This window comes from Streptomyces sp. NPDC012888 (assembly GCF_042900645.1).
In the GTDB taxonomy this organism is placed as follows: Bacteria; Actinomycetota; Actinomycetes; order Streptomycetales; family Streptomycetaceae; genus Streptomyces.
This window is the reverse complement of record NZ_JBIBBM010000003.1, coordinates 445,905-461,883: the sequence shown is the minus strand read 5'-3', so window position 1 is coordinate 461,883 and position 15,979 is coordinate 445,905. Positions and strand designations below refer to the sequence as shown.

Here is a 15,979-nt window from a genome sequence, read left to right as displayed (position 1 = left end):
AATGACCAAGCCCACGATCCTGCTCATCGGGCACGGCATGGTCGGCCAGCGCTATCTGGAAGCGCTCGCCGAGCGCGGGGCGACCGCCACGCACCGGGTCGTCGTGCTCTGCGAGGAGCCCCGCCCCGCCTACGACCGGGTCCACCTGACCTCGTACTTCTCCGGGAGCACCCCGGAGGACCTCTCCCTCACTCCCGCCGGGTTCATGGCCGAGCACGGCATCGAACTGCACCTCGGCGACCCGGCCGTGGCCCTCGACCGGTCCGCCCGCACGGTCACCGCCCGGTCCGGGCAGGTCTTCGCGTACGACGTGCTGGTGCTCGCCACCGGCTCGTACCCGTTCGTGCCGCCGGTCCCCGGCAAGGACGCGCCGGGCTGCTTCGTCTACCGGACCATCGAGGACCTGCTGGCCATCGAGGAGTACGCCGCGGGCCGGACCCGGGGCGCGGTCGTCGGGGGCGGTCTGCTCGGCCTGGAGGCCGCGGGCGCGCTCCAGGGACTCGGGCTGGAGACCCGGATCGTGGAGTTCGCGCCCCGCCTGATGCCCGTCCAGGTCGACGAGGGCGGCGGCGCGGCCCTGCTGCGCACCGTCGAGTCGATGGGGCTGACCGTGCACACCGGTGTGGGTACGCACGAGGTGCTGGCGGACGGACCGGACGGCGCGGTCAGCGCGATGGTTCTCTCCGACGGGCAGGTGGTGGAGACGGAGCTGGTGGTGTTCTCCGCCGGGGTCCGGCCCCGCGACCAGCTGGCCCGCGAGGCCGGCCTGGCGGTGGGCGAGCGCGGCGGCATCGCCGTCGACGAACGCTGCCGCACCTCCGATCCCCGGGTCTACGCCATCGGCGAGTGCGCGCTGGCCGCCGACGGCCGGGTGTACGGGCTGGTCGCACCCGGCTACGAGATGGCCGTGACGGCCGCCGAGGACCTGTTGGGGCGGACCGCGTCCTTCACCGGCGCCGACCTGTCGACCAAACTCAAGCTGCTCGGCGTGGACGTGGCCTCCTTCGGCGACGCGCACGGCACCGCCGAGGGCTGCCTGGACGTGGTGTACTCCGACTCCCGTTCCGGCGTGTACAAGAAGCTGGTGGTCGCCCCCGACGGGGCGCTCCTGGGCGGGGTCCTGGTCGGCGACGCCGACGCGTACGGGATGCTGCGGCCGCTGACCGGCACCGTCCCGCCGGTCTCGCCGGAGCAGCTGGTGCTGCCGGCCGGCGCGGGGGCGCCGGTCGCCCTGGGTCCGTCCGCGCTGCCCGACCACGCGGTGGTCTGCTCCTGCCACAACGTGACCAAGAAGGAGATCGCCGCCTGCTCCACCCTGGCCGAGGTGAAGAAGTGCACCAAGGCGGGTACCGGCTGCGGCAGCTGCGTGAAGGTGATCGGCCAACTGTTGCCGGCGAGCACCGACAAAGGGCTGTGCGACTGCTTCCCGTACACCCGTGCCGAGCTCTACGAGATCGTCCGCACCCGCCGCCTGAGCTCGTACGCGGAACTCCTCGACGGGCACGGACGGGAGTCGGCCCGCGGCGGGGACGGCTGCGAGGTCTGCAAGCCGGCCGTCGGCTCGATCATCGCCTCGCTCGCCCCGGCGATCGGGGCCAGCGGCTACGTCCTGGCCGGCGAGCAGGCCGCCCTGCAGGACACCAACGACCACTTCCTGGCCAACATGCAGCGCAACGGCTCGTACTCGGTGGTGCCGCGGATCCCCGGCGGTGAGATCACCCCGGAGAAGCTGATCGTGATCGGTGAGGTGGCCCGCGACTTCGGCCTGTACACGAAGATCACCGGCGGTCAGCGGATCGACCTGTTCGGCGCCCGGGTCGACGAGCTGCCGCGGATCTGGGCCCGCCTGGTGGAGGCGGGGTTCGAGTCGGGGCACGCGTACGGGAAGGCCCTGCGGACGGTGAAGTCCTGCGTGGGGCAGACCTGGTGCCGGTACGGGGTGCAGGACAGCGTGCGGATGGCCATCGACCTGGAGCTGCGCTACCGGGGCCTGCGCGCCCCGCACAAGCTGAAGTCGGCGGTGTCCGGCTGCGCCCGCGAGTGCGCGGAGGCGCAGAGCAAGGACTTCGGGGTGATCGCCACGGCGAGTGGCTGGAACCTGTACGTCGGCGGGAACGGCGGGGCCACCCCCCGGCACGCCGACCTGCTCGCGCAGGACCTGTCCGATGCCGAGCTGGTCCGGCTGATCGACCGGTTCCTGATGTTCTACATCCGCACCGCCGACCGGCTGGAGCGGACCTCGACCTGGCTGGAGCGGCTGGAGGGCGGGCTGGATCACCTGCGGGACGTGGTCGTGCACGACTCGCTGGGGTTGTGCGACGAGCTGGAGGCGCTGATGGCCGAGCACGTCGCGCACTACCGGGACGAGTGGGCCGAGACCCTCGAGGACCCGGACCGGCTGCGCCGCTTCGTGTCCTTCGTCAACGCCCCCGGCGCCCCGGACCCGACCGTGCGTTTCACCCCCGAGCGGGGACAGGTAAAGCCGGACCTGACCGTACTCACCCTTGGAGGAACCCGATGACCGTCGAACTGCGCGTCGCGGAGGGCTGGCTGACCGTGTGCGAGCTCGCGCAGCTCACTCCCGGACGCGGGGTGGCGGCGCTGCTGCCCGACGGGAGCCAGGCCGCGGTCTTCCTGGACCGGGCCGGCCGCCCGTACGCGATCGGCAACCAGGACCCCTTCACCGGCGCGCAGGTGCTCTCGCGCGGGCTGCTGGGGGCGTCGGCGGGGCGGCCGTTCGTGGCGTCGCCGCTGCTCAAGCAGCGGTTCGACCTGGAGACGGGGCGCTGCCTGGACGACGAGGAGGTGGCGGTCCACACGTATCCGGTCCGGACCGCCGCGACCTCCTGAAGCCCAGTGCGGCCGCCGGGTCAGCCCTGGCCGGCGGCCGGGTCCATCCAGACGAACTCCCACACGTGGTGGTCGAGGTCCTCGAAGGCGCGGCCGTACATGAAGCCGAGGTCCATGGCGGGCCGGGGTTCGTGGCCGCCCGCCGCGAGGGCGGCGTCGAGGACCTCGTCGACCCTGGCCCGGCTGTCGGCGCTCAGGGCGAGCATGACCTCGGTGCTGGTGGCGGCGTCGGATACCGGCTTGGTGGCGAACTCCTTGAACTTCGCCTCGGTGAGCAGCATGGCGAAGATGGTGTCGCTGATGACCAGGCAGGCGGCCGTCTCGTCGGAGAACTGCGGGTTGAAGGAGTAGCCGAGGCTCTCCCAGAAGCCCTTTGCGGCGTCCAGGTCCTTGACCGGCAGGTTGACGAAGATCATCTGGGGCTGGGACATCGCGGTCTCTTCTCTCTCGGGTTCCGCCGGGTCCGGGTGCCCTGCGGTGCGTGCCGTGCGTGCCGTGCTGCGCCGCGCCGTGCGGTGCGGTGCGGTGCTGTCGAGAGTTGGACCGCGGCCGGCCGGGAAACTCATCGCTCCCCGGTGAGGTTTTTTCGTGGATCCCCGATGCGGCCCGAAAACCACAGGTCAGCAGGGGTGCGGGGGCAGACGGCGAAGGAGCGGAGCTCCAGGGCCGCCAGCGGCACGAAGCCCGGGCGCCGCTCGTCCAGCGCGAGGGGGTCGTCGGCGCCGGCCAGGCGGCGGTGCAGGGTCAGCGCGATGCTCTCGCCCTGTGCCTTGGCCCGTTCGGCGAGCGGGCCCTGGTGGAGCCCGTCCACGGTGGCCCGCCACAGCTGCACCCAGCGCCCGAAGTCCTCGCCGGTCATCGGGCGGACCGAGTGCAGGGCGGCGTGCGGGGCGAAGGCGTTGCGCCGGTAGTCCGCGGTGCGGAAGAGCGCGCGCTCCCAGAAGTCGGCGATCCGGGGGAGGTGGGCCTCCAGGTCCGTCCCGGCGATCCGGGTGAAGAACGGGCCGATCGCCGGGTCGGCGAAGGCGGCCGAATAGAAGCGGCGGAGGAGGACCTCCAGGTCCGCCCGCCCGGCGATGTCCCTGCGCTCGTTCATGGTTCGACCATTGTCACCCGGCCGCGGGCGGCCCAGGGCCGGAAGTCACCAAGTGCCGGGCCCATCGGCAGCGTCCGGATGTCCTGAAATAACCCCTGGAAGGACTTCGCCGGGGGATTGAACCCCGACCGGTCGCCCGTGCGTAATAAGGAATTGACGTCCAGTCAACTCTGGACTCCTAGGTTCCCAGGCGCGTGTGACCCCGCGATACCGTCCGGCCGCGGGGCCTTCCTCCCCCAGGAGTGAACCGTGGAACGTCGTACCTTCCTGCGCGGTGCCGTCATCGGCACGTCGGCCGCCGCCTTCGGCGGCACGCTGATGCGCGGCGCCGCCTACGCGGCCCCCGCACAGCCCGGCCCCGGCCCGTACGGGGCCCTGGGCGCGGCGGACGCGAACGGCATCATGCTGCCGGCCGGCTTCACCAGCCGGGTGATCGCCCGGTCCGGGCAGACCGTTTCCGGCACCTCGTACACCTGGCACAACGCCCCCGACGGCGGGGCCTGCTACACGGACGGCACCGGCTGGATCTACGTCTCGAACTCGGAGATCAACCCGGGTGGCGGCGCCAGCGCCGTCAGGTTCGACTCGTCCGGCACGATCACCGGCGCCTACCGCATCCTGTCGAACACCCGGCAGAACTGCGCGGGCGGCAAGACGCCGTGGAACACCTGGCTGTCCTGCGAGGAGGTCAGCCTCGGCTACGTGTACGAGACCGACCCCTACGGGGTGAACGCGGCGGTCCGGCGTCCCGCGATGGGCCGGTTCAAGCACGAGGCGGCGGCCGCCGACCCGGTGCGCCGGGCCATCTACCTCACCGAGGACGAGTCCGACGGCTGTTTCTACCGGTTCCTGCCCACCACCTGGGGGAACCTCTCCTCGGGCACGCTCCAGGTCCTGAAGGCCGGCACGGCCACCTCGGGCAGCTTCACCTGGCAGAACGTCCCCGACCCTGACGGCTCGCCCACCACCACCCGCAACCAGGTGTCCGGCGCCAAGCGCTTCAGCGGCGGCGAGGGCTGCCACTACGCCAACGACACGGTGTGGTTCACCACCAAGGGCGACAACCGGGTCTGGCAGCTCAACCTCACCGACAACACCTACGCGCTGGCCTACGACGACTCGCTCGTGGTCGGCGGCGGCGCTCCGCTCACCGGCGTCGACAACGTCACCGGCTCCTCCTACGGCGACCTGTACGTGGCCGAGGACGGCGGAAACATGGAGATCTGCGTGATCACCCCGGATGACACGGTCTCGCCGTTCCTCCGCATCACCGGCCAGTCCTCCTCGGAGATCTGCGGCCCGGCCTTCTCCCCGGCGGGGAACCGCCTGTACTTCTCCAGCCAGCGCGGCACCACGGGCAGCAGCTCGGGCGGCATCACCTACGAGGTGACCGGACCCTTCCGCGTCTGAGCACCCGGGCCGGCTCGTCCGGCGCACGCACCCCGGCGGGCCCTGCCCGCCGGGGTGCGCCCGCTTCAGGACGTCCGCTTCAGGAGGCCACCGCGCCGCCCTTGAGGAGCGCGGCGCCCAGCGGGGTGACCGTGTGCAGCACCGCGTTGCCGCGGCGCAGGGTGGTCACCAGGCCCGCCTCCCGCATCACGCAGGCGTGCTGGCTCGCCGAGGCCAGGGACACCCCGGCCCGGCGGGCCAGCTCGCTGGTGGTGGCGCCGTCGCCTATGGCCCGCAGCACCACCGAACGGGTGTGGCCCACCAGCTTCCCCAGGGTGCGTACGCGCTGGTCGTCCGAGCCTGCGGGACGGCACGCCTCGATCCCGGCCGAGGTGTGGGACACCTCTGCCGCGGCCGGGTAGACCAGGACGGGCGGCAGCTCCGGGTCGTGCAGGGTCACGGCGGTGCGCCGGCAGAAGAACGACGGCTGGAGCAGCAGCCCGCGCCCGCGCAGGTGGACGTCCCGGTCCGCCGGGTAGTCGCACTCCAGCACCGGGGCCCGCCAGCGCAGTCCGGGCGGCAGCGAGGCCAGCAGCTCGTCCGCGCCGCCGTCGAGCAGCGCCCGGCCGCGTGCGGCCCGCTCGGCCTCGATCTGGGCCTGGATGTGGGTCCAGTACGGCTCCACGGCCGCCCGGTGGTAGCCGCGCAGCTCGCGCAGCAACCGGGGCAGCATCGCGGTGCCGCCGTCCGCGAACTCGCGCAGCCGCGGCGAGAGCGCGGAGCCGCCGCCCACGAGGGCGAGCTCCTTCCGCAGCCGCTCGGCCCGGATGCCGCGCAGCGCGTCGAGGCCGACGTCCCATCCGTACCGGCCCTCGGCCGGGGTCAGGAAATCCGGGAAATAGCCGCGACTCGGGATGAGCGCACCGAGGAGCCGTGTTTCACTATTCAACCTGCTCCGTGTTTCCGTGCGCCATTCACCGAACAACCGGACATCCCGCCGGTCCCTTAAACGGTGAAAACTAAGAATCGTTTCCCACAACGCATCGGGACGCCCTGCCATCCGTACGCGTGCCAGGTCCACTCCAGTGAAATGGATACGCAGCACCGAACCCCCACCTGTGCAACCGCAATCCCCCCGCCCCACGAGTATGCATGCCGTCACACGACGTCACCACGCCCTTTCGGCCACAGTTGAAACCCCTTTCGGCAGGGGCGTGACAACCGAAATGCTGTACTCCGCCGGACACACTCCGGTGCGACCGAAACGCTCCGCGAAGGCCGTGGGGGGCTTTGCGGGGCCTGGCGGTCGGTCGCACCGGGAAGCGCCGACGTGCCCGGCAGATTGACAGCAGGCGGTGGACGGGTGGGGATCCGTCCGCCGCCTGCTGCCGTAAATATTGGTTGAACACAAAAAATTGCGCGTCTGCCCTCGGGGGTCAGGGAACCCGGGGGCAGACGCGCGGTCCGAAGCCGCCTGAGGGTCAGCGGCTGTCGGAGCCCTTGGCCTCGGCGGCGGCCCGGCCGGCCTCCAGGCGCGCCACCGGAATCCGGAACGGCGAGCAGGAGACGTAGTCGAGGCCGACCTCGTGGAAGAAGTGGACGGACTCGGGGTCACCGCCGTGCTCGCCGCAGACGCCGAGCTTGAGGTCGGGACGGGTGGCCCGGCCGTGCTTGACGGCGTGGCGGACCAGCGAGCCGACGCCGTCCTTGTCGATCGTCTCGAACGGGGAGACCCCGAAGATGCCCTTCTCCAGGTAGGCCGTGAAGAAGCTGGCCTCGACGTCGTCGCGGGAGAAGCCCCAGACGGTCTGGGTCAGGTCGTTGGTGCCGAAGGAGAAGAACTGGGCGGCCTCGGCGATCTGACCGGCGGTCAGCGCGGCCCGGGGCAGCTCGATCATGGTGCCGATGGTCAGCTTGAGGCTGGTGCCGGTGGCGGCCTCCACCTCGGCGATGACCGCGTCGGCCTCCTCGCGGACGATCTCCAGCTCCTGGACGGTGCCCACGAGCGGGATCATGATCTCGGCGCGCGGGTCGCCCTTGGCGTTCTTGCGCTCCGCGGCGGCCTCGGCGATCGCCCGGACCTGCATGGCGAACAGGCCGGGGATGACCAGACCGAGGCGGACGCCGCGCAGACCCAGCATCGGGTTCTGCTCGTGCAGCTTGTGCACGGCCTGGAGCAGGCGCAGGTCGTTCTCGTTGGCGTCCTTGCGGGACTCGGCGAGGGCGACGCGCACCGACAGCTCGGTGATGTCGGGCAGGAACTCGTGCAGCGGCGGGTCCAGCAGGCGGACGGTGACCGGCAGGCCGTCCATCGCCTCGAACAGCTCGACGAAGTCCTTCTTCTGCAGCGGCAGGAGGGCACTGAGTGCCTCCTCGCGCTCGCTGTCGGTGTCGGCCAGGATCAGGCGCTCCACCATCTCGCGGCGCTCGCCGAGGAACATGTGCTCGGTGCGGCACAGGCCGATGCCCTGGGCGCCGAACCGGCGGGCGCGGAGCGCGTCCTCGGCGTTGTCGGCGTTGGCGCGGACCCGCAGGCGGCGGACGCGGTCGGCGTAGGCCATGATCCGGTGGACGGCCGAGACGAGCTCGTCGGCCTCGTCGGCGCCGGCGTGCATGCGGCCCTCGAAGTACTCGACGACCGGGGACGGTACGACGGGTACCTCGCCGAGGTAGACCTTGCCCGTGGAGCCGTCGATGGAGACGACGTCGCCCTCCTCGACCACGTGGCCCGAGGCCGTGGTCATCCGGCGGCGCTTGGTGTCGACCTCCAGCTCCTCGGCACCGCAGACGCAGGTCTTGCCCATGCCGCGGGCGACGACGGCGGCGTGCGAGGTCTTGCCGCCGCGCGAGGTCAGGATGCCCTCGGAGGCGATCATGCCGTCCAGGTCGTCCGGGTTGGTCTCGCGGCGGATCAGGATGACCTTCTCGCCCGACCGCGACCACTTGACGGCGGTGTACGAGTCGAAGACGGCCTTGCCGACGGCCGCGCCCGGGGAGGCGGCGATGCCGCGGCCGATCTTCTCGACCTTGGCCGACTCGTCGAAGCGCGGGAACATCAGCTGCGCGAGCTGGGCGCCGTTGACCCGCTGGAGGGCCTCGGCCTCGTCGATCAGGCCCTGGTCGACGAGCTGGGTGGCGATCCGGAAGGCGGCACCGGCGGTGCGCTTGCCGACGCGGGTCTGCAGCATCCACAGCTGGCCGCGCTCGATCGTGAACTCGATGTCGCAGAGGTCCTTGTAGTGCGTCTCAAGGGTCTCCATGATGCCCATGAGCTGGTCGTAGGACTTCTTGTCGATCGACTCCAGGTCGGCCAGCGGCACCGTGTTCCGGATGCCCGCGACGACGTCCTCGCCCTGGGCGTTCTGCAGGTAGTCGCCGTAGACGCCCTGGTGACCGCTGGCGGGGTCGCGGGTGAAGGCGACGCCGGTGCCCGAGTCGGGGCCGAGGTTGCCGAAGACCATGGAGCAGATGTTGACCGCGGTGCCGAGGTCGCCGGGGATGCGCTCCTGGCGGCGGTAGAGCTTGGCGCGGTCGCCGTTCCAGGAGTCGAAGACGGCTTGGACGGCGAGGTCCATCTGCTCGCGGGGGTCCTGCGGGAACTCCCGGCCGGCCTCCTTCGCGACGATCTTCTTGAAGACCTTGACCAGCTTCTTCAGGTCGGCGGCGTCGAGGTCGGTGTCGACGGTGACCTTCTTGGCGGCCTTGGCCTCTTCCAGGGCGTCCTCGAAGAGCTCGCCGTCGACGCCGAGGACGGTCTTGCCGAACATCTGGATGAGGCGGCGGTACGAGTCCCAGGCGAAGCGCTCGTTGTCGGCCTGCTTGGCCAGACCGGCGACGGACTCGTCGGAGAGGCCGATGTTGAGGACGGTGTCCATCATGCCCGGCATGGAGAACTTGGCCCCGGAGCGGACGGAGACCAGCAGCGGGTCGTCGGACTGGCCGAGCTTCTTGCCCATCTTCGCTTCGAGGGCGTCCAGGTGGGCGCTGACCTCGTCGCGCAGCTCGGCCGGGGCCTCACCGCTCTCCAGGTAGACCTTGCAGGCCTCGGTGGTGATGGTGAAGCCGGGAGGGACCGGCAGACCCAGGTTGGTCATCTCGGCGAGGTTGGCTCCCTTGCCGCCGAGAAGGTCCTTGAGGTCGCGGTTGCCCTCGGTGAAGTCGTAGACGAACTTCTGCGCTTTGTTTTCCGACACGGGTCTCGAACTCCTCGAGGACTCGGTGGCTGCCCTGACGGCGAGGAACATACCCAGATCGAAGGCTTCTGGGTATGTCCACTTGGGCGACATACGGATGTAACCACCTGGGTGCCACTGGATCGAAAGTAACTGACAGGTAGCCAAAACCTCCGAAGAGCTTTCACCTCCCGAACACGGAAGCGTCAGGTGAGGCCTGCACCCGCTCGGATGAGCGATCATCGATACATTTGCGTTCAAGTCTTGAACACACAAAGGGTGGCACCCAGTGCCACCCTTTGGAAGTCTTACCCGTGATCTGAGTGCTCATCTGAGCACTCACCTCCCCATGCGTGGCGTATCTCACGCTGGGCGGGGACCGATTTCTCAGCCTCCGGACGTATCCAGCTCGGCCTCTTCGCTCACTCCCGCGCAGTCGTACGGGTCCTTCAGCCAGCCGTCGGGCAGGACAACCCGGTTGTTTCCGGACGTCCGGCCCCGGGGACCGTCCGCACCCTCGGGCCACGGCTGGTCCAGATCAAGCTCGCTCAGATGAGCGGTCAGCTCGGCCAGTGACGAAGTGACGGCCAGCTTCTTGCGCATCTCGGATCCGACCGAGAAGCCCTTGAGGTACCAGGCCACGTGCTTACGGAAGTCGATCACTCCGCGGGCCTCGTCCCCGATCCACTCCCCCAGCAGGGTGGCGTGGCGGACCATGACCTCCGCGACCTCGCGCAGGGCAGGGGCGCAGTAGTCGTCCGTACGACCTTCGAAGGCCGCCACCAGGTCGTTGAACAGCCACGGACGACCCAGGCAGCCGCGGCCCACGACCACGCCGTCGCACCCGGTCTCCCGGACCATCCGGAGCGCGTCCTCGGCACACCAGATGTCGCCGTTGCCGAGCACGGGGATCTCCGGGACGTGCTCCTTGAGGCGGGCTATCGACTCCCAGTCGGCGGTGCCGCCGTAGTGCTGGGCTGTGGTGCGGCCGTGCAGGGCGATGGCGGTGACGCCCTCCTCCACCGCGATCCGCCCGGCGTCCAGATAGGTCAGGTGGTCGTCGTCGATGCCCTTGCGCATCTTCATGGTGACCGGCAGGTCGCCCGCCCCGCTCACGGCCTCCCGGAGGATGGCGCGCAGCAGGTTGCGCTTGTACGGAAGGGCGGAGCCGCCGCCCTTGCGGGTGACCTTGGGGACCGGGCAGCCGAAGTTCAGGTCGATGTGGTCGGCGAGGTCCTCCTCGACGATCATGCGGACGGCCTTGCCGACGGTGGCCGGGTCCACCCCGTACAGCTGAATCGACCGCGGCTTCTCCGATTCGTCGAAGTGGATCAGCTGCATCGTCTTCTCGTTGCGCTCGACCAGGGCCCGCGTCGTGATCATTTCGCTCACGAACAGCCCCTTGCCGCCCGAGAACTCGCGGCAGAGGGTGCGGAACGGGGCATTGGTGATGCCCGCCATGGGGGCGAGCACCACCGGCGGCTGCACGGTGTGCGGTCCGATGGCGAGGGCGGCGGGGAGCGTGGTCATCCCCCCATTGTCGCGCATGCCGCGGAGATCGATGCTCCGTAGCATCGGCGGCATGCACGAGGTGAGTCACCGGCAACGCATGGTCGTGCTGGCGGTCTGCTGCATGAGTCTGCTGATCGTCAGCCTCGACAACACCGTCCTGAACGTGGCGCTGCCGCAGATGCGGCACGACCTCGACGCCCCCGTGTCGGGCATGCAGTGGACCATCGACGCCTACACGCTGACGATGGCCTCGCTGCTGATGCTCGCCGGCTCCACGGCCGACCGGATCGGACGCCGCAAGGTGTTCACGGCCGGCCTGGTCCTGTTCACCCTGGGCTCGCTGCTGTGCTCCCTGGCGCCCGGCCTGGGCTGGCTGATCGCCTTCCGGGCGGTGCAGGCGGTGGGCGCGGCCATGCTCAACCCGGTGGCGATGTCGATCATCGCCAACACCTTCACCGATCCCGCGGAGCGGGCCCGGGCGATCGGGATCTGGGGCGGGGTGGCGGGCATCTCGATGGCCGCCGGCCCGCTGATCGGCGGTGTCCTGGTGGACTCGGTGGGCTGGCGGTCCATCTTCTGGGTGAACCTGCCGATCGGCCTGGCCGCCCTGGTACTGACCCTGCGGTACATCCCGGAGTCGCGGGCGCCGCGGCCGCGCAGGCCGGACCCGTTGGGGCAGCTGCTGGTCATGGCCCTGCTGGGTTCGCTGACGTACGGGATCATCGAGGCGCCGACGGCGGGGCTGCGGTCGGGCCTGGTGCTGGGGTGCGCGGCGGTGGCCGTGGCGTCGTTCGTCGGTCTGCTGGTCCACGAGCCGCGGTGCGCGGAACCTCTGATCGACCTGCGGTTCTTCCGGAGCGCCCCGTTCAGCGGTGCGACGGTGATCGCGATCAGTGCCTTCGCGGGGCTCGCCGGGTTCCTCTTCCTGACCACGCTGTACCTCCAGGACGTGCGGGGACTGGACGCCCTGCACGCCGGACTGTGGATGCTGCCGCTGGCCCTCATGACCTGCCTGATCGCCCCGCTGTCGGGGCGGCTGGTGGGCAGCCGGGGGCCGCGGCTGCCGCTGGTGGTGGCGGGCGTGGGGATGGGCGGGAGCGGGCTGCTGTTCGCCGCGTTCGGTGCCGAGCGTTCCGACTGGCTGATGCTGGCCGCGTTCCTGCTGTTCGGCGTGGGCTTCGGCATGGTCAACTCGCCGATCACCAATACGGCGGTCTCCGGCATGCCGCGGTCCCAGGCGGGGGTGGCGGCGGCGGTCGCGGCCACCAGCCGGCAGACCGGCGGCACCCTGGGCGTGGCGGTGATCGGGTCGGTCCTGGCGGCGGGCCTGGCCCGGGGCGGGGAGTTCACCGGGGCCGCCCACCCGGCCTGGTGGATCATCACGGTCTGCGGGGCGCTCGTGCTGCTGCTCGGGGCGCTCACGACAGGGCGCTGGGCCCTCGCCACGGCCGAGCGGGCCGCGCGGGCGATCGAGCCGGCGGGCGGTCCCGGCCCGGAGGGCGGTCCGGGGCCGGGCCCGGGACCGGGTGCCGGGCCGGGCGCCGAGGCGGCGGCCCCGCGCGGCTGAGCCCACCGCCCGTCACCGGGCACCCTCCGATGCCGTCCCCGGCCCTGCCGGGGACGGCATCGTGCGTTCCGGTGGCTTCGGTGCGTTCCGGGCTGCCCGGACCCGTGTGCTGAGCGCTCGCCCCCACGTTCGAGTGACAGATATTGAAATCTGTCAGCCGTCATGCCACTCTCGATTTCATGAGCGCGAACCAGACCCAGAACCAGACCCAGAACCAGAACCGGACCCAGACCCATGACCGGACTAACAACCGGACCTCGACCCGGAACCCGACCGTCCTGGACGCCCCGGCCCGCACCCTGGGCCGCTCAGGCCCCGCCGTCTTCCCGCTGGGGCTCGGCTGCATGGGCATGTCCGCCCTGTACGGCGAGGCGGACCGCGCCGAGTCCCTCGCCACCATCCACGCCGCCCTCGACGCCGGCGTGACCCTGCTCGACACCGGCGACTTCTACGGCATGGGGCACAACGAGCTGCTGATCAACGAGGCGCTGCGGACCGCCCCGGCCGGCACGCGAGAGCGGGCCCTGACCAGCGTCAAGTTCGGCGCCCTGCGGACGGTGGAGGGCGGCTTCGCCGGCTACGACGGCCGGCCGGAGGCCGTCCGGAACTTCCTGGCCTACTCGCTCCAGCGGCTGGGCACGGACCACGTCGACATCTACCGGATCGCCCGCGTCGACCCGGACGTGCCGATCGAGGAGACCGTCGGCGCGATCGCCGAGGCCGTCCAGGCCGGACACGTGCGGCACATCGGACTCTCCGAGGTGGGGGCTGCCACCATGCGGCGGGCCGCCGCGGTGGCGCCGATCTCCGACCTCCAGATCGAGTACTCGCTGATATCCCGCGGCATCGAGGACGAGATCCTGCCGGCCGCCCGCGAGCTCGGGATAGGCATCACCGCGTACGGCGTACTGTCCCGCGGCCTGATCAGCGGGCACTTCACCCGTGACCGGCTCCTGGCGCCCGGCGACTTCCGCGGGATGAGCCCGCGGTTCCAGGGCGACAACCTCGGCCGCAACCTGGAGCTGGTGGAGGCCCTGCGCCAGGTCGCCGGGGCGAAGGGCGTCAGCGTGGCCCAGGCCGCCATCGCCTGGGTGCTCTCCCGCGGTGAGGACATAGTGCCCCTGGTCGGCGCCCGCCGGCGGGACCGCCTCGCCGAGGCACTGGGTGCCCTGGAGGTCGGTCTCGACGCCGCGGACCTGGCCGCGATAGAGGAAGCCGTGCCGGCCGGAGCGGCGGCGGGCGAACGCTACCCGGAGGCCCAGATGGCCCACCTCGACAGCGAGCACTGACCCGGCTGTACGGTCGTACCCATGCCACCCGCAGCGGCCGAACCCCTGACCCCCGAGCGCATCCTGGAGACCACCGAGGAGGTGCTCCGCCGCTACGGCCCGGCCAAGGCCACCGTGGTCGACGTGGCGCGCGCGCTGGGGGTCAGCCACGGCAGCGTGTACCGGCACTTCCCGTCCAAGGCCGCGCTGCGCGAGGCGGTCACCGACCGCTGGCTGGGCCGGACGGTCGGACAGCTGGAGGAGATCGCCACGGCCGCCGGCGAGCCGGCACCGTCCCGGCTGGAGGCCTGGCTGGAGGCGCTGTTCGACGCCAAGCGCCACAAGGCGGGCGACGACCCGGAGCTCTTCGCCACGTACACCGTGCTGCTGGCCGAGAACAGCCGCGTGGTCGACGCGCACCTCGCCGAGCTGGTCTCCCAGCTCACCCGGATCATCGAGGAGGGCGTGGCCGCGGGCACCCTCGCGGCTCCGGACGCCACGGCGTCGGCCCGCGCGGTCTTCGACGCCACCGCCCGCTTCCACGACCCGCAGTACGCGGCCGAGTGGCAGAGCCCGACGATCGGCGCCGAGTTCGAGGCCGTCGCCTCCCTGGTGGTGCGCGGCCTGCGGGCCTGAGGGCGGCGGGGAAGACGACGCGAAGGCCCCGGCCCCGTCGTACGGGGCCGGGGCCTTCGCCCGAGCGGTTCCTAGCAGCCCAGCAGGCGGGCGCCCAGGTAGGCCTGGATCTGGTCCAGGGAGACGCGCTCCTGCTTCATGGTGTCGCGCTCGCGCACGGTCACCGCGTTGTCGTCGAGGGTGTCGAAGTCGACGGTCACGCAGAACGGGGTGCCGATCTCGTCCTGACGGCGGTAGCGACGGCCGATGGCGCCCGCGTCGTCGAACTCGATGTTCCAGAGCTTGCGCAGGTCGGCCGCGAGGCCCTTGGCCTTCGGCGACAGCTTCTCGTTGCGGGACAGCGGCAGGACGGCGACCTTGACCGGGGCCAGGCGCGGGTCGAGGCGCATCACGGTGCGCTTCTCCATGACGCCCTTGGCGTTCGGGGCCTCGTCCTCGTTGTAGGCGTCGAGCATGAAGGCGAGCATGGCGCGGTTGACACCGGCCGCCGGCTCGATGACGTACGGGACGTAACGCTCGCCGGCCTCCTGGTCGAAGAACGACAGGTCCTGGCCGGAGGCCTCGGAGTGGGCCTTCAGGTCGAAGTCGGTGCGGTTGGCCACGCCCTCCAGCTCGGAGAACTCGCTGCCGCCGAAGTTGAAGCGGTACTCGATGTCGGCGGTGCGCTTCGAGTAGTGGGAGAGCTTCTCCTTCGGGTGCTCGTACCAGCGGATGTTCTCCTCGCGGATGCCGAGGTCGCGGTACCAGTTCCAGCGCTCGTTCATCCAGTACTCGTGCCACTGCTCGTCCTCGCCCGGCTTGACGAAGAACTCCATCTCCATCTGCTCGAACTCGCGGGTCCGGAAGATGAAGTTGCCCGGAGTGATCTCGTTCCGGAAGGACTTGCCCATCTGGGCGATGCCGAACGGCGGCTTCTTGCGCGAGGTCTGCTGGACCTGCCCGAAGTTGGTGAAGATGCCCTGGGCGGTCTCGGGGCGCAGGTACGCCTTGGAGCCGGTGTCCTGGGTCGGGCCGAGGTGGGTCTCCAGCATGCCGGAGAACTGCTTGGGCTCGGTGAACTGGCCCTTGGTGCCGCAGTTCGGGCAGTTGATGTCGGCCAGGCCGTTCGCGGGGAGGCGGCCGTGCTTGGCCTCGTAGGCCTCCTCCAGGTGGTCGGCGCGGTGGCGCTTGTGACAGGAGGTGCACTCGGTCAGCGGGTCCGAGAAGGTGGCGACGTGGCCGGAAGCCACCCAGACCTCGGGGGCCAGGATCACGGAGGAGTCGATACCGACCACGTCCTCACGGGCGGTGACCATCGCGCGCCACCACTGGCGCTTGATGTTCTCCTTGAGCTCGACACCCAGCGGTCCGTAGTCCCAGGCGGCACGCTGACCGCCGTAGATCTCGCTGCACGGGTAGACGAAGCCACGGCGCTTGCTGAGGCTGACGATGGTGTCGATCTTGTCGGCGGCCACGATGCTCTCTTCATTACGAGGACGAACGCGAATGC

12 protein-coding genes are annotated in these 15,979 nt (G+C 70.8%); 6 read left to right on the top strand and 6 right to left on the bottom strand.

Features of this window, described 5'->3' with window-relative positions:
• Window position 1 precedes the first annotated feature (1 nt).
• Complete coding sequence (gene nirB, locus ACFY61_RS06915) at window positions 2-2,521, top strand: nitrite reductase large subunit NirB (RefSeq protein WP_389467894.1); 2,520 nt, start codon at window positions 2-4, stop codon at window positions 2,519-2,521.
• A complete protein-coding gene (gene nirD, locus ACFY61_RS06910) occupies window positions 2,518-2,850 on the top strand; it encodes a nitrite reductase small subunit NirD (RefSeq protein WP_389467891.1) in 333 nt (110 codons plus the stop codon). The genes nirB and nirD overlap by 4 nt, the downstream gene beginning before the upstream one ends.
• A 20-nt stretch (window positions 2,851-2,870) precedes the next feature.
• Here nirD and ACFY61_RS06905 read toward each other — a convergent pair whose 3' ends face one another.
• Window positions 2,871-3,281 carry a VOC family protein gene (locus ACFY61_RS06905; protein WP_389467889.1) on the bottom strand — a complete coding sequence of 137 codons (411 nt, stop codon included), beginning with the start codon at window positions 3,279-3,281 and terminating at the stop codon, window positions 2,871-2,873.
• Window positions 3,282-3,412: 131 nt separating this feature from the next.
• The gene (locus ACFY61_RS06900) at window positions 3,413-3,946 is read right to left on the bottom strand and encodes a group III truncated hemoglobin (protein ID WP_389467887.1); all 534 of its coding nucleotides are present in this window, start codon (window positions 3,944-3,946) and stop codon (window positions 3,413-3,415) included.
• 249 nt (window positions 3,947-4,195) lie between these two features.
• On the opposite strand from ACFY61_RS06900, the gene ACFY61_RS06895 reads away from it, so the two are divergent.
• Window positions 4,196-5,356 carry an alkaline phosphatase PhoX gene (locus ACFY61_RS06895; RefSeq protein WP_389467884.1) on the top strand — a complete coding sequence of 387 codons (1,161 nt, stop codon included), beginning with the start codon at window positions 4,196-4,198 and terminating at the stop codon, window positions 5,354-5,356.
• Between the two features lie 79 nt (window positions 5,357-5,435).
• Here the strand turns inward: ACFY61_RS06895 and ACFY61_RS06890 are convergent, their stop codons facing one another.
• The 3 genes from ACFY61_RS06890 to dusB all read right to left on the bottom strand — a co-directional run bounded on the left by ACFY61_RS06890 (window position 5,436) and on the right by dusB (window position 11,055).
• A complete protein-coding gene (locus ACFY61_RS06890) occupies window positions 5,436-6,440 on the bottom strand; it encodes a helix-turn-helix domain-containing protein (RefSeq protein ID WP_389467883.1) in 1,005 nt (334 codons plus the stop codon).
• A gap of 376 nt (window positions 6,441-6,816) precedes the next feature.
• Window positions 6,817-9,528, bottom strand: a complete 2,712-nt coding sequence (ppdK, locus tag ACFY61_RS06885) for a pyruvate, phosphate dikinase (RefSeq protein ID WP_389467880.1) — start codon at window positions 9,526-9,528, stop codon at window positions 6,817-6,819.
• 366 nt (window positions 9,529-9,894) lie between these two features.
• Window positions 9,895-11,055: a tRNA dihydrouridine synthase DusB gene (dusB, locus tag ACFY61_RS06880; RefSeq protein ID WP_389467878.1), complete on the bottom strand. Its 1,161-nt coding sequence runs from the start codon at window positions 11,053-11,055 to the stop codon at window positions 9,895-9,897.
• 34 nt (window positions 11,056-11,089) lie between these two features.
• Between dusB and ACFY61_RS06875 the strand changes: the two genes are divergently transcribed.
• From ACFY61_RS06875 to ACFY61_RS06865, 3 genes are all read left to right on the top strand, one after another.
• Window positions 11,090-12,586, top strand: a complete 1,497-nt coding sequence (locus tag ACFY61_RS06875) for an MFS transporter (protein ID WP_389467876.1) — start codon at window positions 11,090-11,092, stop codon at window positions 12,584-12,586.
• Between the two features lie 344 nt (window positions 12,587-12,930).
• A complete protein-coding gene (locus ACFY61_RS06870) occupies window positions 12,931-13,875 on the top strand; it encodes an aldo/keto reductase (protein WP_389468190.1) in 945 nt (314 codons plus the stop codon).
• 21 nt (window positions 13,876-13,896) lie between these two features.
• On the top strand, window positions 13,897-14,490 hold the full coding sequence (locus ACFY61_RS06865) for a TetR family transcriptional regulator (protein WP_389467874.1): 594 nt from the start codon (window positions 13,897-13,899) through the stop codon (window positions 14,488-14,490).
• 71 nt (window positions 14,491-14,561) lie between these two features.
• Here ACFY61_RS06865 and ACFY61_RS06860 read toward each other — a convergent pair whose 3' ends face one another.
• Window positions 14,562-15,944 carry a glycine--tRNA ligase gene (locus tag ACFY61_RS06860; protein WP_389467872.1) on the bottom strand — a complete coding sequence of 461 codons (1,383 nt, stop codon included), beginning with the start codon at window positions 15,942-15,944 and terminating at the stop codon, window positions 14,562-14,564.
• Window positions 15,945-15,979: the final 35 nt, after the last annotated feature.